Annotated in this window: 19 protein-coding genes; 14 read left to right on the forward strand and 5 right to left on the reverse strand. The window is 43.6% G+C overall.

Going from position 1 to position 20,223, the window contains the following annotated elements:
* The first annotated feature begins 60 nt into the window (after positions 1-60).
* Both H540_RS0111690 and H540_RS0111695 read left to right on the forward strand, forming a co-directional pair.
* A complete protein-coding gene (locus H540_RS0111690) occupies positions 61-744 on the forward strand; it encodes a metal-dependent hydrolase (RefSeq protein ID WP_028400808.1) in 684 nt (227 codons plus the stop codon).
* A 240-nt stretch (positions 745-984) separates the two neighbouring features.
* Entirely contained in the window at positions 985-2,298 is a 1,314-nt protein-coding gene (locus tag H540_RS0111695; RefSeq protein ID WP_028400809.1) for a DRTGG domain-containing protein, read from the forward strand.
* A 74-nt stretch (positions 2,299-2,372) separates the two neighbouring features.
* Here the strand turns inward: H540_RS0111695 and H540_RS0111700 are convergent, their stop codons facing one another.
* Positions 2,373-2,672 carry a YtpI family protein gene (locus tag H540_RS0111700; protein ID WP_028400810.1) on the reverse strand — a complete coding sequence of 100 codons (300 nt, stop codon included), beginning with the start codon at positions 2,670-2,672 and terminating at the stop codon, positions 2,373-2,375.
* 259 nt (positions 2,673-2,931) lie between these two features.
* Between H540_RS0111700 and H540_RS0111705 the strand changes: the two genes are divergently transcribed.
* The gene (locus H540_RS0111705; protein WP_028400811.1) at positions 2,932-3,870 is read left to right on the forward strand and encodes a DHH family phosphoesterase; all 939 of its coding nucleotides are present in this window, start codon (positions 2,932-2,934) and stop codon (positions 3,868-3,870) included.
* Between the two features lie 53 nt (positions 3,871-3,923).
* On the opposite strand, the gene H540_RS35175 is transcribed toward H540_RS0111705, so the two are convergent.
* The 3 genes from H540_RS35175 to ytrH form a co-directional block, all read right to left on the reverse strand.
* The gene (locus tag H540_RS35175; RefSeq protein WP_281172491.1) at positions 3,924-4,046 is read right to left on the reverse strand and encodes a hypothetical protein; all 123 of its coding nucleotides are present in this window, start codon (positions 4,044-4,046) and stop codon (positions 3,924-3,926) included.
* Positions 4,047-4,145: 99 nt separating this feature from the next.
* On the reverse strand, positions 4,146-4,646 hold the full coding sequence (gene ytrI / locus H540_RS0111715; RefSeq protein WP_028400812.1) for a sporulation membrane protein YtrI: 501 nt from the start codon (positions 4,644-4,646) through the stop codon (positions 4,146-4,148).
* A complete protein-coding gene (gene ytrH, locus H540_RS0111720) occupies positions 4,643-4,978 on the reverse strand; it encodes a sporulation membrane protein YtrH (RefSeq protein WP_028400813.1) in 336 nt (111 codons plus the stop codon). Before ytrH ends, ytrI begins: the two co-directional genes overlap by 4 nt.
* 118 nt (positions 4,979-5,096) lie before the next feature.
* Between ytrH and dnaE the strand changes: the two genes are divergently transcribed.
* The 8 genes from dnaE (at position 5,097) to H540_RS0111760 (ending at position 16,189) form a co-directional block, all read left to right on the forward strand.
* Positions 5,097-8,441, forward strand: coding sequence for a DNA polymerase III subunit alpha (gene dnaE, locus H540_RS0111725; protein WP_028400814.1), 3,345 nt, complete (start codon positions 5,097-5,099; stop codon positions 8,439-8,441).
* Positions 8,442-8,546: 105 nt separating this feature from the next.
* Positions 8,547-9,785 (forward strand): NADP-dependent malic enzyme, encoded by a 1,239-nt coding sequence (gene ystJ / locus H540_RS0111730; protein ID WP_028400815.1) that lies wholly within the window; start codon positions 8,547-8,549, stop codon positions 9,783-9,785.
* 14 nt (positions 9,786-9,799) lie between these two features.
* On the forward strand, positions 9,800-10,399 hold the full coding sequence (locus H540_RS0111735) for a FadR/GntR family transcriptional regulator (protein ID WP_034670889.1): 600 nt from the start codon (positions 9,800-9,802) through the stop codon (positions 10,397-10,399).
* A gap of 157 nt (positions 10,400-10,556) precedes the next feature.
* Positions 10,557-11,426, forward strand: a complete 870-nt coding sequence (accD, locus tag H540_RS0111740) for an acetyl-CoA carboxylase, carboxyltransferase subunit beta (protein WP_028400817.1) — start codon at positions 10,557-10,559, stop codon at positions 11,424-11,426.
* Positions 11,414-12,385 (forward strand): acetyl-CoA carboxylase carboxyl transferase subunit alpha, encoded by a 972-nt coding sequence (gene accA / locus H540_RS0111745; RefSeq protein ID WP_028400818.1) that lies wholly within the window; start codon positions 11,414-11,416, stop codon positions 12,383-12,385. Before accD ends, accA begins: the two co-directional genes overlap by 13 nt.
* Before the next feature lie 322 nt (positions 12,386-12,707).
* The gene (gene pfkA / locus H540_RS0111750) at positions 12,708-13,667 is read left to right on the forward strand and encodes a 6-phosphofructokinase (protein WP_028400819.1); all 960 of its coding nucleotides are present in this window, start codon (positions 12,708-12,710) and stop codon (positions 13,665-13,667) included.
* Positions 13,668-13,736: 69 nt separating this feature from the next.
* Positions 13,737-15,494 (forward strand): pyruvate kinase, encoded by a 1,758-nt coding sequence (pyk, locus tag H540_RS0111755; protein ID WP_028400820.1) that lies wholly within the window; start codon positions 13,737-13,739, stop codon positions 15,492-15,494.
* A 308-nt stretch (positions 15,495-15,802) separates the two neighbouring features.
* Entirely contained in the window at positions 15,803-16,189 is a 387-nt protein-coding gene (locus tag H540_RS0111760; protein ID WP_028400821.1) for an FxsA family protein, read from the forward strand.
* Between the two features lie 189 nt (positions 16,190-16,378).
* On the opposite strand, the gene ytvI is transcribed toward H540_RS0111760, so the two are convergent.
* Positions 16,379-17,494 carry a sporulation integral membrane protein YtvI gene (ytvI, locus tag H540_RS0111765; RefSeq protein WP_028400822.1) on the reverse strand — a complete coding sequence of 372 codons (1,116 nt, stop codon included), beginning with the start codon at positions 17,492-17,494 and terminating at the stop codon, positions 16,379-16,381.
* Between the two features lie 170 nt (positions 17,495-17,664).
* Here ytvI and H540_RS0111770 point away from each other — a divergent pair, with 170 nt between their 5' ends.
* From H540_RS0111770 to H540_RS0111780, 3 genes are all read left to right on the forward strand, one after another.
* Positions 17,665-18,126, forward strand: coding sequence for a DUF441 domain-containing protein (locus tag H540_RS0111770; RefSeq protein ID WP_028400823.1), 462 nt, complete (start codon positions 17,665-17,667; stop codon positions 18,124-18,126).
* 230 nt (positions 18,127-18,356) lie between these two features.
* Complete coding sequence (gene citZ / locus H540_RS0111775) at positions 18,357-19,475, forward strand: citrate synthase (RefSeq protein WP_028400824.1); 1,119 nt, start codon at positions 18,357-18,359, stop codon at positions 19,473-19,475.
* Between the two features lie 145 nt (positions 19,476-19,620).
* On the forward strand, positions 19,621-20,223 hold a 603-nt coding region (locus H540_RS0111780; RefSeq protein WP_028400825.1), incomplete at its 3' end, for an isocitrate/isopropylmalate family dehydrogenase.

Here is a 20,223-nt window from a genome sequence, read left to right on the forward strand (position 1 = left end):
GACAGGAATCGCAAACTTTGTATAGAATAAAGGATGAGGACACAAAGGAGGAGGAAAAATATGAGAGTTTCATATCATGGTCATTCTGTAGTAAAAATCGAAGCGAACGGTAAAACGATTTTAATTGATCCATTTCTTACCGGTAACCCAAAAACCGATTTAAAAGCCGAGGATGTAAAGGTTGACGCTATTTTATTGACGCACGGTCATGGCGATCATGTCGGCGATACAGTGGAATTGGCAAAACGAAATGATGCGATAGTTGTCGCGCCGTTCGAATTGGCTACTTTTCTTGGTTGGAAGGGTGTTAAAACACATCCGATGCACATTGGCGGCTCTCACGCATTTGATTTCGGAACAGTAAAGTTCACGCAGGCATTTCATGGTTCGAGCTATATAGACGAAGAAGCGAAAACTATTACATACACAGGCATGCCGGCGGGAATCGTGTTTACGGCAGAAAATAAAACAATTTATCATGCAGGCGATACTGCTTTATTTTCTGACATGAAGCTTATCGGTTCTCGCAACAGCATTGACGTAGCGTTTTTACCAATCGGCGATAACTTCACAATGGGACCGGAGGATGCGGTGCTGGCAGCGGAATGGCTTGGTGCGAAAATAGTGGTGCCGATGCATTATAACACATTCCCGGTTATCAAACAAAATCCGCATAAATTTGTTTCGCAGCTGAAAGGATGCATCGGAAAAATATTAGAAGCAGGCGAAGGGATTGAGCTATAGCAGAGAGGGCAGGGATACCTGCTCTTTTTTGTTGTAAGAAAACATAGAATTGGCGACCTGTCTAGCTCCGCCGGCTAGGTGCTGCCACCGGAGAACCTGAACGAGCAGGCTGCGCTTTTCTTTGTTATAAAAAAATGAATACAGTTTTCCTGATTTCGAGTGTAACAGTTTAGGGATTATAGTATACTGAAAACAGGAGCGGTAGGAAAATACAGGGGAAAGAAAGAATGGTGAAGCTACTTGGCTACGAAGCACAATCAAATATTAGACCACATCAACAGCTTGCCGGTAGGGCACAAAATTTCGGTGCGGCAGATCGCAAAGGAATTGAACGTTAGTGAAGGCACAGCGTACCGAGCGATTAAAGACGCGGAGAACAAGGGATATGTAAGTACAATCGAACGTGTAGGAACGATTCGAATCGAGAAAAAGAAAAAGGAAAATATCGAAAAGCTTACATATGCGGAAGTCGTTAATATCGTAGACGGACAAGTGCTTGGAGGCCGGGAAGGTTTACATAAAACATTGAATAAATTCGTAATCGGCGCAATGAAGCTTGAGGCGATGATGCGCTATACAGGTGCAGGAAACCTATTGATTATCGGAAACCGTATACCGGCGCACCAGCTTGCGCTAGAGGCCGGTGCTGCGGTTTTAATTACAGGGGGCTTCGATACAGAGGAGCACGTAAAAAGATTGGCGGATGAGCTGAAGCTGCCCGTTATTTCAAGCAGCTACGACACATTTACTGTTGCGACATTGATTAATCGGGCTATTTATGATCAGTTGATTAAAAAAGAAATCGTACTGGTTGAGGACATTTTAACGCCGCTCGAAGAAACGATTTTCTTAAAGCCAGATGATACAATCGAGGAATGGCATCGCTATAACGAACAAACGATGCACGGGCGTTATCCAATCGTTGACGATAATATGAAGGTGCTTGGCATTATTACATCCAAGGATGTAATTGGTGTTCCAGCTGAGACACAGATGGAAAAAGTGATGACAAAAAGCCCGATTACCGTAAGCGGCAAAATTTCCGTCGCTTCCGCAGCGCGAATGATGGTATGGGAGGGCATTGAATTGCTTCCGGTTGTGGACGAGGGTAATCGTTTGCAAGGCATCATCAGCCGTCAGGATGTACTGCAGGCCCTGCAAATGATTCAGCGTCAGCCGCAAGTCGGAGAAACGATTGAAGATATCGTGACGAATCAGTTTATTAATACGAAAGAGGCAAAGACGGAGAATGTGTACCGCTTCTCGGTGACGCCGCAAATGACAAATTCTATCGGAACCCTTTCATACGGTGTGTTCACAACCATCGTGACAGAAGCAACAAATCGGGTGCTGCGTGCCCATAAAAAAGGCGATCTTGTGGTGGAAAACTTAACGATTTATTTCGTTAAGCCTATTCAAATTGAAACAGTGATTGAAGTATCGCCGAAGGTAATGGAAATCGGCCGCAAATTCGGTAAGGTGGACGTAGAGGTATATCAAGAAGGGGAAGTTGTGGGAAAAGCGCTTCTTATGGTGCAGTTGATAGACAGGTAAAGTGAAACGTTCATCAGTGGGGGCCTACTGCTTATTAATGCGGGATAAAACGGGAGTGTGCGAACACTCCCGTTTTAGTTGAGCTCTTCTGCTTCTTTGATCGCAAGAGGCAGGAAATGCTTATATTGACGAAGCCCGTTGTATGCAACAAGAGCGCCGTACACGAGAAACAAGGCTCCGATTATGCGGCTGACTGTCGTGTTCCAAAGGAAAAATTGATTTAGTCCAAAAAGCGCGACAAACAAGCCGAGAGCGATACCGGATTTTCCGGAAAGCCAGCGCTTCTCCATCGGGCGCTGTGTACGAAAGTACTTTGTTTTATAGAATAGATAGAACATGAACGAAATAATGATGAAAAAAGCTAGAATTGGCATGAACGAATCCCCCATTTGCTGTTAATCTACTTTTTCACGCATTAACGGGTAGTAACCCCACTTCAAAACCTAGCGCATTCAAAGAAGTTTACGTGAGGGATAACTGCCCATAAAAGCCTGATTGGTTCAACTAACCATCAGTGGGAGAGAAAGAGCCTCCCACTGATGGAAGCTTCACTTTATATTTTAGCGAAAATTGTCTGATACATGAAGTCTTTTCGTATATAATGAAAAGAAACTAGAAAAAGGAGAATCGAAGATGAAGGAACAAATTTTAGAAGCGATTCAGCAATTCGATACGATTATCATTCATCGTCACGTTCGTCCAGATCCCGATGCTTTAGGTTCACAATGCGGACTTGGCACCATGCTGCAGGATTCTTTTCCAGAGAAACAAATTTATATGGTGGGGGCAGACGAAGAGACGCTGTCATATTTGCGACTCATGGATCAAATTGACGACAGTACATATGAAAATGCGCTTGTCATTGTATGTGATACAGCGAATGAAGAGCGGGTGTGCGACCAGCGCTATACAAAAGGAAAAAAACTCATTAAAATTGACCACCATCCGAACAAAAATCCGTATGGCGATTTCGTATGGGTAGATACGACAGCGAGCTCCTGCAGTGAAATGATTTATGAGTTTTATTTATTCGGAAAGGATAACGGACTTGTGCTGACGAAAGAGGCGGCGCGCTTTATATTTGCCGGCATTACGGGAGACACGGGACGTTTCTTATATCCGAGCACATCCCCTAAAACGTTCCGATATGCGGCGCAGCTTGTGGAAATGGGCGTGGAGTTCTCGACGCTGTATAATGAAATGTACAAAACGAGCGTGCGCCTTGCGAAGCTGCACGGATATATTCTGCAAAATTTTGAAGTTACAGAAGAAGGCGCTGCGTACATAAAAATTACGCAGGATACCCTTAAGGAATTTGATGTAACATTGCCTGAAGCTTCCGGTATTGTCGGAGTGCTGGGCAATATTGAAGGGATTAAAGCGTGGGTGCTGTTTCTTGAAGAGAGCGAATCTATTCGCGTGCGCCTTCGTTCAAAGGGACTGATTATTAATACATTGGCAATGAAGTATAACGGCGGCGGTCATCCGCTCGCATCCGGTGCAACTGTTTATTCGTGGGAAGAGGCGGAGCGTGTTGTGGAAGATTTGCGAGAACTTTGCCGACAAGCATAAAAAACGAGCTTAGGGAGACCTAAGTTCGTTTTTTTTATCTTGTCGTTTTCACATTAATGGAGACTTCGTGAATTCACAATGCCTTCTTTTTTATTTGCTTTAGCGGCGAGAGGAGAAGCAAGCTGTGACAGCAGGAGAACCGTTGTCAGCGTCATACAGAACAAGCCCTTTTTCAAACGAATACCTCCTCATATGTAATGTAAGAAACGAAGATAGTATTCGTATGATGAAAGAAGAATATAACAAAAAAGCAGCAGGGAGGCCCCTGCCGTTCATCATTCTCGTTTTATCTTTAATGAGATTTCCAGTACTGTATCAAAATACATGGTTCGCACTTCAAAACGGTACGATCTATCAGCTCTTTTATATACTTTGTTTTCAATTGCTCTTTGAAGCAGTTCTTTATTAGTAGCAACGCTTTGCACGCTTTTGGTAAGCAGACTTTGCAAATCGCTTTTTACATCGGTCATTAAACCGTGAACGGCCAGCGAGTCCAGATCGTACTGTTCGTGGTTTAAAATTTCGATTTTGATGTCTTGTATAGTAAGAATTCGTTTATTCTCCTCATTTAGCTTTTGCTTATCCTCCATAAGCAAGTGATAGGCTTTCTCCAACCTGTCTATTTCGTTTTGCTGTGTGAAGATAAGCTTTCGCTGTTCTTCTTGGAATTCCCCGTATATATACAAAAAAATAATCCAGCTAATGATTCCGCCGACAGCCATGCCCCCGAAAATGGCTTGCCAAAATCTCGATTTATACAGAGGAGGAATTCTCATACATGCTCCTCTGTAATCCATTTGATAATAATGAGCCCGGTTTGCATTCCGCCTGTAGCGAATACAATGAGCAAACCTTGCTTAATGATGTCTTTTATCTCTCCTTGGAAAATACCGCGCTCTAAACTGTAAAATGTATCAAATGTACCGCCGATTGCGGCGACAAGCGCCCAAATGCGCAAGCTGTCCGCGAATCGTTTAATCATCGTCAGAGGAGGCTGTCCTACTAAAAATGAACCGATTCCTCCAATTAACGATCCGCCGAGCATAACGCCGAATGCGATAAAATAGCTCGTAATAAGGAGTGAAAAAAAGGTTTGCTTAACTTCCACGATCATCCTCCTCTCTCACCTCTATATATATGGACAAAGAGAAGGCAGTATGTTTTGATTTACGTCGTCATCATCTAATATAATCAAATTAAAGATGAAAAAAGGTGAGGGTATACAAGTGAAGTTTGTACATTTGCAATGTCAAACCGTCTATAGTCTGTTAAAAAGCACGTGTACAATAGAAGAGCTTGTACGCCGTGCGAAAGAATTGGGAATGGAAGCGCTGGCGATTACAGATGAAAATGTCATGTACGGCGCAGTTCCGTTTTATAAGGCGTGCAAAAAGTCGGGAATTAAGCCGATTCTCGGTTTAACCGCTTCAATTTTGCATGAAGAAGGCATAGCCTACCCGCTTGTGCTGCTGGCGGAAAACGAGACGGGATACCGCAACTTAATTAAAATCTCAAGCAGTATTATGACAAAGGCAAAAGACGGCATTCCGAAGAAATGGCTGTCTCGTTATGCAGAAGGCCTGATTGCCATTTCTCCCGGTCAGCATGGAGAAGTCGAGCAGTACTTGCTGCAGCGAGAAGAGGAAAAAGCGAGAGAAGCTGTTCATCTGTATCAAACTATGTTTCCGACATTTTACCTTAGTCTGCAAAATCATGACTTGGCGCAGGAGCAATGGCTGAACACGAAAATCGTGCAGCTTCATGAAGAAATGGGTGTCCCGTTAGTCGTAACAAATGATGTTCGTTACATATACAAAGATGATGCGCCTGTTCATGAATGCTTGCTATCCATCGACAGCGGCACGAAGCTGACAGATGAGACCCGGCCTCGTATGGAAACAAACGAATATGAACTGAAGGCACAGGAAGAGATAACTGCATTGTTTTCTCACATCCCGTCGGCTCTTGCAAATACAGCAGCTGTTGCAGATCGTTGTCATGTAGAAATTTCTTTCCATGCAAATCGTTTGCCGAAGTTTCCGGTCTCTTCCGGTGAAACATCAGATGAATACTTACGGCGCATTTGTGAGGAAAGACTGTATAAGCGGTATGAGAGTGTAGAGGAACGCCATATAGAACGCTTGAATCACGAACTGGATGTGATTTCAAGAATGGGATTCAGCGATTATTTTTTAATCGTGTGGGACTTTATGAAGCATGCGCACAGCCGCCGCATTTTAACGGGACCAGGGCGCGGCTCTGCTGCTGGTTCGATTGTTGCTTATGTGCTGAGCATTACAGACATTGACCCGATTGCTTATGATTTGCTCTTTGAACGTTTTTTGAATCCAGAGCGCATTACACTTCCAGATATTGATATAGACTTTCCGGATATCCGTCGCGATGAAATCATTCGCTATGTGGCAGAGAAGTACGGGCAACTCCATGTGGCACAAATCGTTACGTTTGGGACCATGGCTGCCAAAGCAGCAGTGCGCGATGTAGCGAGGGCGCACGGTCTTGCACCGAAGGAGATTGATCGGTTTTCTAAGCTTATTCCATCCAAAATCGGCATCACGCTTAAAATGGCGTACGCTGAATCTGCCGCACTTCGTGAACATATCCACAGCCAGCCTCTTTACGAGCGGGTCTATGAGATTGCACAAAAAGCAGAGGGCTTGCCGCGCCATACATCTGTTCATGCTGCCGGTGTTATTATGAGCGATACACCTCTTACGGACAGCGTGGCAATTCAAGAGGGCCATAATGAAGTGTACATTACGCAATACCCGGCAGATATTTTGGAGGAATTGGGTATGCTTAAAATGGACTTCCTCGGCCTTCGGAATTTAACTTTGCTGGAAAATATCCGCAGTCTTATTCGAGAAACAAAAGGAACATCCGTTGATTTACGATCGTTTCCTTTAAATGACCCGGCAACCTTTGCGTTGCTGGGAGAAGGAGATACAACAGGGATTTTTCAGCTTGAATCAGAGGGAATGAGAAAAGTCCTGTCTTCGCTGAAGCCTACAGAATTTGAAGATATTGTTGCGGTAAATGCACTCTATCGTCCAGGGCCAATGGAACAAATTCCGGTATTCATTGAATCTAAACACGGAAAACGAACGATTCATTATCTGCATCCCGACCTGGAGCCGATTTTAAAAAGAACATACGGCGTTATCGTATATCAGGAGCAGATTATGCAAATCGCGTCTCGGATGGCCGGATTCTCACTCGGCGAGGCGGATTTGCTGCGCAGGGCTGTAAGCAAAAAGAATCGAGATATTTTAGATAAAGAACGCGAGCATTTTGTAAAGGGCTGCTTGCAAAAAGGCTATGATGAACAAACGGCTCATGATGTATACGATCTTATTGTCCGTTTTGCCAATTACGGATTTAACCGAAGCCACGCAGCCGCTTACAGTATGATTGCTTATCAGTTGGCGTACTTAAAGGCGAATTATCCGCTGGAATTTATGGCATCTTTATTGTCAAGCGCGATTGGGAATGAGGACAAAATTATTCAGTACGTGCGAGAAGCCCAGCGCCGCGGCATCTCGATTCTGCCGCCGTCTATTCGAAAGAGCGGCTATCGATTCAGAGCGGAGGAAACAAGCATTCGATACAGTTTGCTTGCGATAAGGAATATCGGTATGGCGACCGTTAAAGAAATCATCCAAGAACGAGATAAGAGGCCGTTTGCCGATTTGTTTGATTTTTGTGTGCGTTTGCCGGCGCGGATTGTAACGAGACGCAACCTAGAAGCAATGATTTGCGCGGGCTGCTTTGACGATTTCTGTCCAGAGCGTGCATCTTTGCTGGCGAGTATAGAAACGGCACTTGAGTATAGAGAGCTTGTAAGGCCGGATGAGGGGAGTATGTTCTTAGACGAAGACCTCGTTCCAAAGCCGCAGTATACGGAAGCAGAGCCGCTGCCTGCTATGGAAAAGCTGAAGCTGGAAAAGGAAATGCTTGGCTTCTACTTATCAGAATCTCCTACTTCTGTCTATAAGCAGCTTATTGAAGAGCTGAATCTGTTGACGCTGAGGCAGGCTTTAGAAAGCGAGCAGAAGGTGATTCGGTCTATTGGATTTATAACAGGAGCGAAGGTCATTCGCACGAAAAAGCTGCAAAAGATGGCGTTTTTAACCATTTGCGATGAAGGAGAAGAGCTGGAGGCGGTGATGTTTCCCGAAACGTATCTCTATTTTTCGTCTCTCGTTCAAGAAGACCGGATGCTGCTTATAGAAGGCTCTGTTAGCATGCGAAACAATAAAAGACAGTGGGTTATAACAGGACTGTATGCGCTTGATGAAATAGAACAATATGAAAAATATAAAAACAGCACTGTTTATATTAAAGTGCCTTCCCAATATGAGAAAGCGCTGCTAGGAAACATCACCGCTGCAGCCTTTCATCACCCGGGTTACGCAAAAACATTAATTTATTATGAAAAAGAGCATAAAATGGTACAATTATCACGTATGTTTTCCGTTCATCCTAATGAGGGGTGCTTACAAGCGCTTCGCAACGTTGCGGGACAGGAAAATGTTGTATGCAAAATATAATGGATTTTTCCTGTATTATCCCTTATAGTAAAAATAGCGTTTGTGGTCAGACCACTAGGACGAGCAACAACATACGGCAGGAACAGTATGAGGAGAGTGAATAGTTTGTCAACACTTCGGGAAGAAGCACTTCACATGCATAGAGTGCATCAAGGAAAATTAGAAACAGTATCAAAGGTGAAAGTGGAAAACGCAAAGGATTTAAGTCTGGCTTATTCTCCTGGGGTAGCAGAGCCATGTAAGGCTATTTACGACGACAAAAGCAAGGTATATGAATATACGATGAAGGGCAATATGGTAGCAGTTGTGACGGATGGAACGGCTGTATTGGGACTTGGCAATATCGGCCCGGAAGCATCGCTGCCGGTTATGGAAGGAAAAGCTGTATTATTCAAGAGCTTTGCTGGTGTAGATGCTTTTCCTCTCGCTTTAAATACAAACGATGTAGATAAAATCGTTGAAACGGTCAAATTGCTTGAACCGACATTCGGCGGTGTAAATTTGGAAGATATTGCGGCGCCAAGCTGCTTTATTATTGAAGAGCGCTTGAAAAAGGAAACAAACATCCCTGTGTTCCATGATGATCAGCACGGTACAGCAATTGTAACAGTGGCTGGACTCGTAAATGCTTTAAAATTGGTCGGCAAGAAAATGTCTGAAATTAAAGTTGTTGCAAACGGTGCGGGTGCGGCAGGCATTGCGATTATGAAACTTTTGTATCACTATGGTGTGCGCGATATCATTATGTGCGATACGAAAGGTGCGATTTATGAAGGTCGTCCGCACGGCATGAATGCAGTAAAAGACGAAATAGCGAAATATACAAACCGCGACCGCGTTCAAGGCTCTTTGACAGATGTAATTAAAGGTTCAGACGTATTCGTCGGCGTATCAGCAGAGGGTGCTCTTACAAAAGAGATGGTACATACCATGAACGAAAATGCCATTATTTTTGCAATGGCAAACCCGAATCCGGAAATTATGCCTGCAGAAGCTAAAGAAGCGGGCGCAGCTGTGGTGGGAACAGGGCGTTCCGACTTTCCGAATCAGGTAAACAATGTATTGGCCTTCCCGGGTATTTTCCGCGGAGCGCTCGATACTCATGCCACACAAATTAACGAAGATATGAAGATTGCAGCTGTACGAGCTATCGCAGAATTAGTATCCGATGAAGAACTGAATGCTGACTATATTATACCTGGTCCATTCGATCCGCGTGTAGCGCCGCAAGTAGCGGCATACGTGGCAAAGGCCGCAATGGAAACAGGAGTGGCGCGCCGCAAAGTAGATCCAAGTGAAGTGGCGGAGAAAACGAAGCTACTAGCGACTATAGGAAAACAATAAGCGAGGAATGAGCATTGACAGTACAGTCGAAAGTGTATCTCGAAATTGTCCAAAAGATTCGTTCCATCATCGAAGAAGACGAATTGAGGGCGGGAGATCGCCTTCCGTCTGAAAGAGAGCTGAGCGCGCGTTTGCATGTCGGGCGGTCCTCTGTCCGAGAGGCATTGCGTGCATTGGAGCTTGTCGGCTTAATTGAAACGAGGCGAGGCGAGGGAACGTTCGTAAAAAATTTTTATGAGCATGGTCTCGTTCAATTAATTGCTACGTTTTTGCTGCAGGATGAAAAAACGAAGCAGGGTTTGCTGCAGGTGAAAACGCTGCTTGAGAAAGACGCGATTCGTCTGCTTTGCCAAGACGGGGCTTTATGGCAGGCTCTGTCTTCTGAAGAAACTTCTCTGCCCGCTTCTCAACATACGTTTTGGAAGGAAGCAATGGAGAAAACGAACAACTATTTGTTATATCGTATTTGGCTCATTGTGAGCGATTATACTTCTACGCTTTCTTTCGATGTGCAGCTTGAGGATAGAGAGTTGTATTTGAAAATCTATAGAGCGATAAAAAATAGGGACGAAGCAGAGGCTTTGCGCTTGTATGATGCTTTCATAAAAGAGTAAAGTTCTAAATTTGTCGAGATGACCTTGACACGTTCTGACAAACATTCTCTTGCATAACAGGTAAAGTAAGGAAAAGGTTAGCTTGTTTCAAGAACACGGGTGCATGATGTAGTTCCCGTGTTCTTTACAAGGCAGCGTTCCTAAAGGAGGGGTCAACATGCTAAGAGATCTATTCTTAAAGAAAAAGAAATACGTGGCAGTTCCTTCGGAGCAAATACGCAGAGACGTACCGGACGGCTTGATGACAAAATGTCCGAGCTGCAAGAAAATCATGTACACGAAGGAACTTCTCAAAAACTTAAAAGTGTGTATGAACTGCGGCCATCATCATCAAATGAATGCCTACGAAAGACTGGAAAGCTTATTGGATGATAGTACGTTTCGCGAATATGACAAGGACATGATTTCAGTGAATCCTCTTGATTTTCCGGATTATGAGGAAAAACTGGAAGGCGACCGGAAAAAAACAAAGCTAAATGAAGCTATTGTGACAGGAGAAGGAACGGTTGACGACATGCTTGTTGTAGTGGCGGTAATGGATGCACGTTTCCGTATGGGCAGCATGGGCTCGGTAGTAGGAGAGAAAATTGCAAGAGCAGTGGAGAAGGCCCGCGAACTGCGAGTGCCGTTTCTGATTTTTACAGCATCAGGCGGAGCGCGTATGCAAGAAGGCATACTCAGCTTAATGCAAATGGCCAAAACAAGCGTAGCGCTTAAGCGTTATAGCGAAGAAGGCGGTCTTATTATTTCTGTGATGACTCATCCGACTACAGGAGGCGTTTCGGCAAGCTTTGCATCCCTGGGAGACTATAATTTGGCAGAGCCGGGAGCATTAATTGGATTTGCAGGAAGACGCGTAATTGAACAGACAGTGCGTGAGGAGCTTCCGGAGGATTTTCAAACAGCGGAATTTTTGCTGCAGCACGGTCAGCTTGATGCGGTTGTAAAGCGATTAGAGATGCGAGATACATTACGCACGATTTTAGAGCTTCACCAAGGAGGGGAAACGGCGGTATGGCAGAGTTAGAGTTTGAAAAGCCTATTATAGAGCTGCGCAGCAAAATACAAGAGCTGAAGGAATATACGAAAAACAGCAGTATGGATTTTAGCGGAGAAATTCGTATTTTGGAAGCGAAACTGGAAAACTTGGAAACCGAAGTTTATAGCAATATGAGAGTGTGGGATCGAGTGCAACTCGCTCGCCATCCAGAACGGCCGACCACCCTTGACTATATTGAACATTTATTTCCGGACTTTTTTGAATGCCATGGCGACCGGGTATACGGCGACGATGCAGCGATTGTAGGCGGCATTGCTAAATACAACGGAATTCCAGTGACCGTAATTGGACATCAGCGCGGAAAAGATACGAAGGAAAACATTCGTCGTAACTTCGGCATGCCTCATCCGGAGGGATACAGAAAAGCGCTGCGTCTAATGAAGCAGGCTGAAAAGTTCAACCGTCCCATCATCTGTTTTATTGATACGAAGGGAGCCTATCCAGGGAAAGCGGGAGAAGAGCGCGGACAAAGCGAAGCGATTGCCCGAAACTTGTTTGAAATGGCTGGACTCACGGTGCCGGTGGTCTGCATCGTAATCGGAGAAGGCGGCAGCGGCGGCGCATTAGGATTAGGAGTAGGCAATTATATTTACATGTTGGAAAATTCAACCTATTCTGTGATTTCTCCTGAAGGAGCGGCGGCGATTCTTTGGAAAGACGCAAGCAAAGCGAAAGAAGCTGCCGAGGCGATGGGCATTACAGCGGCAGATTTGAAAAGATTGGGTGTTATCGATGAAATCATCCCGGAAGTTCGCGGCGGTGCTCATCGGGATATATTGGAGCAGGCTGAGAAAATCAACGCGGTGCTTGAAACCGCGCTCAAGCAATTGAGCGCGATGACAAAGGAGCAGCTTGTCGAGCAGCGCTATAACAAATATATGAAAATCGGTCAAATTGCATTTTCTGCAAATTCTATCGTGAACTAAAAAAAGCGTGTATCCTTAAGGATGCACGCTTTTTTTAACACACCAGAAAGTATAAAATATCGAAATAGAATTGTAATTCTTTTAAAAATTTACATATTCTCCATTGTATTTTTCAGTATTTTCGTGTATTTTAAGTTGTGGAATGAAGTCTTACCTTTCTGTAAATCGGAAATAGAAGATAAATTGCATAACAGTGAAATGTAATGATAAAATATGATGAGGGCCATGCCTTCAATATGAATCATGTCATTAAGATACTTGTATTTCGACAAAACTGTAAGTAGTTCATAAAAAGGCGAATATTCTTTTGAGGTGAGAGCGAATGAAACGAATAGGGGTTTTAACAAGCGGCGGAGATTCACCTGGTATGAATGCTGCCATTCGTGCAGTTGTTCGGAAAGCCATATACCATGACCTGGAAGTGTACGGGATTTATCATGGCTATGCAGGGTTAATTTCTGGTCATATTGAAAAATTGGAACTAGGATCTGTAGGCGATATTATTCATCGCGGCGGAACTAAGCTATATACGGCAAGATGCCCTGAATTTAAAACATTAGAAGGGCAAATGAAGGGAATCGAGCAGTTGAACAAGTTCGGTATCGAAGGGCTTGTTGTAATTGGCGGAGACGGATCTTATCAAGGTGCGAAAAAACTGACGGAGCACGGCTTCCCATGCGTAGGCGTACCGGGAACAATTGATAACGATATTCCGGGAACGGACTTTACGATCGGCTTTGATACAGCGCTGAATACAGTTATTGATGCAATTGATAAAATTCGTGATACAGCTACTTCTCATGAACGTACATATGTAATTGAGGTAATGGGACGCCATGCAGGCGACATCGCGTTATGGGCTGGCTTGGCAGGCGGTGCGGAAACGATTCTTGTTCCGGAAGCAGACTACGATATGGATGATGTAATCGCACGTTTGCAGCGCGGTCATGAGCGCGGCAAAAAGCATAGTATCATTATAGTGGCAGAAGGCGTAGGCAGCGCAATTGAGTTTGGCAAAAAGATTCAAGAAGTAACAAGTTTGGATACGCGCGTAACAGTATTAGGACATGTGCAGCGCGGCGGGTCGCCAAGCGCAGCTGACCGTGTGCTGGCAGGCCGACTCGGTGCGAGAGCTGTAGAACTTCTGATTGAAGGAAAAGGCGGACGCTGCGTAGGCATTCAAAACAATAAGATTATCGATCACGACATCATGGAAGCGTTAGCGCAGAAGCATACAATTGATTCAGATATGTATAGGTTATCAAAAGAATTGTCTATTTAAAAAACAGATATACAATCAGGGCAGTCCAAGAGAAATGGGAACGTTTTCAGAAACGAGCGGAGGTATTTTATGCGTAAAACAAAAATCGTATGTACTATAGGTCCTGCAAGCGAAAGCATTGAGCAATTAACACAATTAATGGAGGCGGGCATGAACGTAGCCCGTTTAAACTTTTCACATGGAAGCCACGAAGAGCATGGAGCCCGCATCCAAAACATTCGCGAAGCAGCGAAGCAAGCAGGCAAAACAGTAGCGGTTCTTTTAGATACAAAAGGTCCAGAAATTCGCACGCATGATTTTGAGAACGGACAAGCCGAATTAAAAATGGGTGCAGAAGTAATCATTTCTACAGAGCAAGTACTGGGAACAGCTGAGAAATTTTCTGTTTCTTATGCAGGTTTGTATGATGATGTGGATCTAGGCTCCCGCATCTTAATTGACGATGGTCTGATTGAATTAGAAGTGCTTGAAAAAGCAAACGGAGAAATCCGCACAAAAGTGTTGAACAGCGGTCTTGTGAAAAACAAAAAAGGCGTAAACGTTCCGAACGTAAGCATCAAGCTGCCGGGCATTACAGAAAAAGACGTACAGGATATCATTTTTGGTATTGAGCAAGGTGTGGATTTCATTGCTGCTTCTTTTGTACGTAAAGCATCTGATGTATTAGAAATCCGAGAATTACTAGAAGAGAATGGCGCAAAGAACATTCAAATCATTCCAAAAATCGAAAACCAAGAAGGTATCGACAACATCGATTCTATTTTAGAAGTGTCTGACGGCTTAATGGTAGCACGCGGCGATATGGGTGTAGAGATTCCGCCGGAAGAAGTGCCTCTTGTGCAAAAACGTTTAATCAAGAAGTGCAATCTTTTAGGAAAACCTGTTATTACAGCTACGCAAATGCTGGACTCTATGCAGCGCAATCCTCGTCCGACGCGTGCGGAAGCAAGTGATGTGGCAAATGCAATTTTTGACGGAACGGATGCAATCATGCTTTCTGGTGAAACAGCAGCAGGTTTATATCCTGTTGAATCCGTAAAAATGATGGCAACAATCGCTTCTCGCGTTGAGCGTTCCTTGCAGTATCAAGACTTGTTCCGTAAGCGCATGAAGGAAGCGAAGCCTACGATTACAGATGCAATCAGCCAATCTGTAGCGCATACAGCGATTTCATTAGATGTAGCTGCTATCGTAACACCGACAGAGAGCGGCTATACGGCAAAAATGATTTCTAAATATCGTCCGAAATCTCCGATTGTGGCAGTTACGTTTGATGAAAGAGTATGCCGTAAACTCGCTCTTGTATGGGGTGTGCAGGCTTATCTTGCGAAGGAAAAGGTATACTCTACAGACGAAATGCTGGAAACTGCAATTGATACAGGCATGGATGCAGGAATTATCGGCTTTGGTGATACTGTTGTAATTACAGCAGGCGTCCCTGTCGGCGAAACAGGCACTACAAACTTAATGAAAGTGCACGTTGTCGGCGAGCAGCTTGTAAAAGGACAAGGCATCGGCCGTAAATCTGCAAAAGGAAAAACAGTAGTGGCAAAAAATGCAGAAGAAGCGTTAGCTAAAATGGCAGAAGGAGATATCCTTGTTACAATCAGCACAGACAAGGATATGATGCCGGCGATTGAAAAAGCGTCTGCTCTTGTCATTGAAGAAGGCGGCTTAACAAGCCATGCTGCAGTAGTAGGCGTGTCTATCGGCATTCCGGTTATTGTAGGCGTACCAAACGCGACTGCTGTTCTAAAAGACGGCCAAGAAGTAACGGTTGATGCAGCACGCGGAATTGTTTATAATGGACATGCGGTAGTGCTATAAGCATAAAATAAAGAGAAGGACTCGGATCCTTCTCTTTTTTATAAGGTGAAACTTCATCAGCCGGCGTTTTTCCGGGTGATGTTAGCTGAACCAATCAGGCTCTTAGCGTCCGTTCTCTTCGTTGAAATGCAAAAGGAATTACGGACGGTTAGAGCGTGATAAGGTGAAACTTCATCAGCCGGCGTTTTTCCGGGTGATGTTAGCTGAACCAATCAGGCTCTTAGCGTCCGTTCTCTTCGTTGAGATGCAAAAGGAATTACGGACGGTTAGAGCGTGACAACATGAAACTGGTACGGGGGAGATATACGTTGAAGCTTCTCGTCTTTTTATTCATTTTAGTGCCGGCAATTGAGGTTTCGCTACTGGTGGCCTCCAGTCATTGGATTGGTATCTTTCCCACCTTTCTCGTGATACTTGCAACCGGAATGATTGGAGCTTACTTAGCAAAGAAGCAAGGATTAGCGGTATTACGGGAAATTCGCTACCGCTTCAGCCGAGGACAAGTGCCAGGTGATTCTCTTCTTGACGGAGTTTGCATACTAGCCGGAGGTATGCTTTTGCTGACACCAGGATACGCAACAGATATTTTAGGATTCATTCTTCTCTTTCCTATTACACGCAAGCCTGTTAAATATGCGATAGTCAAATGGATGGAGAAAAAGTTTCGGACAAATACTACAGTTATTCGGAAATAATAAACACCGCCAGCATGAGCTGGCGGTGTTTTTGTATGCGCTCTGCACCTCGAAGGTTGCGCTTTTCGTGGTGTCTAGCTGCGCCTCCTAGGTGCTGCCACCAGAGAACCCTTCCCATACAAAGGCAAAAAGCGCCTTTGAGGGTAAGGAACCTCTGGTTCTGCACCTGAACAGTCGGCTTCGCTTTTCTTATATTCTCTTTCCTTTAATGAAAATCCATAAGTCGCGGAACACGTGCGCGTTATATAGCGTTTTTAGCAGGACGAGTGTTACAGGACCGATAATTAAACCTAAAAAGCCGTATAGCTGGAAGCCTACAAACAATGCAATCAGTGTCGGAAGCGGGTCAAGTCCTATGTTGGAAGATAATACCTTCGGCTCCATGAGTTGTCTTTGTACAATTACCACAATATAGAGAATAAGAAGGCCGACAGCGAAGGTTGTGTCGCCGGTAAGCCATACATAAATAATCCATGGCACAAATACCGTGCCGGTTCCGAGATACGGCAGCAAATCTACAAGGCCTGTAATCAAAGCGATGGTAATCGCGTATGGAACGCGCAGGACAAGCAATCCAATCAATACAATTACAGTTGTCATGGAGATAAGGGTGAATTGTGCTTTTATAAAGCCGAATAATGCTTTTTGTAAATCTTCAAAAATAGTTTGACCGTATCCGTGCAGCCTTTTTGGCAGCAGGCGTTTCAGTCCTCCGCCAATTCGATACCAGTCATTGCTGATAAAGAATGTAGCAAGGAGGATAAAGATCAGCACTGTAACTGTAGTCGGAAGAACGCCTAAAAAGTTTGTTAATCCGGCAATGATGCCGGTCAAAAGCGATTTTGCTTTATTGGTAAGATCTATCCCTAAATTTTGTATATTCGTTGTAATCGTATGCTGCTGGGATTCGCCTAACCGATTGAATTTAGTAGCCAAATCGTTATACAGCGGCATGACGTTATGTACGAGGACGTCTTGTAAGTACGCTACAAGCTTTGGAAATTTATCAGGCAAAATCTCAAGCAAGTAGTTAAGCGCCGCAATTGTTTCAATAACAAGCAATGTAACAAGCCCGACAATGGCGCCGAATACAAGTACTAAGGTAACGAATACGGCAAGCGCCCTTGGAAACCGGAGCTTCCGATCCAAAAAGTTTACAATCGGGTTAATCATGTAAGCAATAATCAGTGCAATAATGAACGGATAGACGAGTCCTGATACATAAAATAATAGGTAAAGCCCGAGAAACGTCAATCCAAGAACAAAAAGCAAGCGGAGTCCTATATATAATACATTCCGGTTCAACTGGCCTTCCCTCCTATTCAAAATATATTTATGCTATAGTAAAAGGATAAACTTTCCTGTTGTTTATTTTACATGTTTAGAGCATGAAAAGAAAGGTATGTCCGCTGTTTCGGGCATCTCTGCTATTGCTGTAAGGGATTATTATTTTTGTATGAAAGGATAGCTCAGCTATGATTAGTCAATCTACTTTATTTTTATTCATCTTGCTTCTCATCGGTTATATCGCAAAAAACCAATCATTAACAATTGCCATAATAGTTTTGCTAGTATTAAAGTGGACATTTCTAGGAGAGAAGATGTTTCCATACCTGCACCAAAAAGGAATTAATCTTGGCGTAACCGTTATTACAATCGCCGTTCTTGTTCCGATCGCTACGGGAGAGATAGGCTTTAAACAGCTTACGGATGCAATGAAGTCATACTATGCTTGGATTGCGCTTGCTTCAGGAATTGCGGTCGCCCTTATTGCTAAAGGAGGAGTTGAGCTTCTGGCAAGCGATCCGCACATCACAGCGGCACTTGTTTTTGGCACGGTTCTCGCAGTTGCTCTTTTCAACGGCGTGGCTGTCGGTCCTCTTATTGGAGCTGGAATTGCATACGCTGTTATGCATCTCATACAGCTGATAAAGTGAGAGAATTTTATTGTAATATAAATTTAATTAATTCTTTTCATTCACAAAAGTCTGATAATTGTTTATAATAGTTAATAGAGAAGTGCCCAATTTATGTAGAGATGCAAATTGCAGCGGGAAAAATAACAAATACATAAAATAATGCCTGCGTATTGTTTTATGTTCTGTTATTTTTCTCTAAGCACCTCGCGGGGTTGGGGAGAAATTTTTGAGGAAAAGGAGAGATCATTATGACAGGTATTAGAGGTCTTGAAGGGGTAGTAGCAACAACATCGTCTATTAGCTCTATTATTGATGATACTTTAACATACGTAGGCTATGAAATTGATGATTTGGCTGAAAATGCTTCTTTTGAAGAAGTAGTATATCTTTTATGGCACCGCAAACTTCCAAACAAAGCGCAGCTGCAAGAATTAAAAGCGCAGCTGGCAGAGAATGCAGAAGTTCCGGCAGAAATCCTTGAATATTTAAAAGCAACGAAATTAGATAAAGCACATCCAATGTCCGTTTTGCGTACAGCAGTATCTATGCTAGCATTATATGATGAGGATGCTGAAGCAATGGATGAGAAAGCAAATTACTTAAAAGCGGTTAAACTACAGGCGGAAATTTCTACTCTTGTAGCTGCCTATTCAAGAATTCGAAGAGGCCTTGAGCCTGTAGCTCCGCATAAAGAATTGTGTTTTGCTGCAAACTTCTTGTACATGCTCAATGACAGAGAACCAAATACTATTGAAATTGAAGCATTTGATAAGGCGCTTGTGCTTCATGCAGACCATGAATTGAATGCGTCAACGTTTACAGCTCGCGTATGTGTGGCGACACTTTCTGATGTATACTCCGGTATCGCGGCTGCGATTGGTGCTTTAAAAGGTCCTCTTCACGGCGGTGCAAATGAAAATGTAATGAAGATGCTTACGGAAATCGGCGAAACAGAAAACGTAGAGCCTTATATCACAAATGCTTTGAATAACAAGGTTAAAGTCATGGGATTTGGCCACCGCGTATATCGCAACGGCGATCCTCGCGCGAAGCATTTAAAAGAAATGTCCAAGCAGTTAGGAATTATGTCCGGCGAAAGAAAATGGTATGATATGTCTGTGAAGATTGAAGACATAGTAACATCTTCTAAAGGCTTGCCGCCAAACGTAGACTTCTATTCTGCATCTGTATATCATTGTTTAGGAATTGAGCATGACTTGTTCACACCAATTTTTGCTATAAGCCGTATGTCCGGCTGGTTGGCTCATATTTTGGAGCAATATGAGAACAATCGCTTAATCCGTCCTCGTGCAGATTATACGGGTCCGACAAATCAAAAATACATTGCGATTGAATACAGAGTATAATCTATTTAAAAAAATCCGGCTTTTTCGTAAAAACTTAAATAGTGGAAATATTTTAAATTCCGTAACGATTTGATCAAAAGAAGTCCCTTTAGGGATTTGGGGACTTCTTTTGTTTCATATACACTTTCATATGGGGGTAATTGCATTGACTACAGGACAAAAGATTACAGTAACAGATAGCGTTATGAATGTACCAAACAACCCGATCATTCCTTTTATCGAAGGAGATGGTATAGGTCCGGACATTTGGGCTGCAGCATCCCGCGTGTTAGATGCAGCTGTAGAAAAAGCATATAACGGCGAAAAGAAAATCGTTTGGAAAGAAGTGCTTGCAGGGGAAAAAGCGTTCAACCAAACAGGAGAATGGCTTCCACAAGAAACTCTTAATGTAATTGATGAGTACTTACTTGCAATTAAAGGACCTCTTACAACTCCGGTTGGCGGCGGTATCCGTTCCTTAAACGTGGCGCTTCGCCAAGAGCTTGACCTATATGTGTGCTTGCGTCCGGTTCGCTACTTTGAAGGTGTTCCTTCACCTATTAAGCGTCCGCAAGACACTGATATGGTCATCTTCCGTGAAAACACAGAAGATATTTATGCAGGTATTGAATATGCACAAGGCAGCGAAGAAGCGAAAAAAGTGCTTGAATTTTTACAGAACGAAATGGGCGTAAAGAAAATTCGTTTCCCAGAAACTTCCGGAATTGGCATTAAACCAGTTTCTGAAGAAGGAACAAAGCGTCTTGTT

Source organism: Ectobacillus panaciterrae DSM 19096 (assembly GCF_000430785.1).
Taxonomy (GTDB): Bacteria; Bacillota; Bacilli; order Bacillales; family Bacillaceae_G; genus Ectobacillus; species Ectobacillus panaciterrae.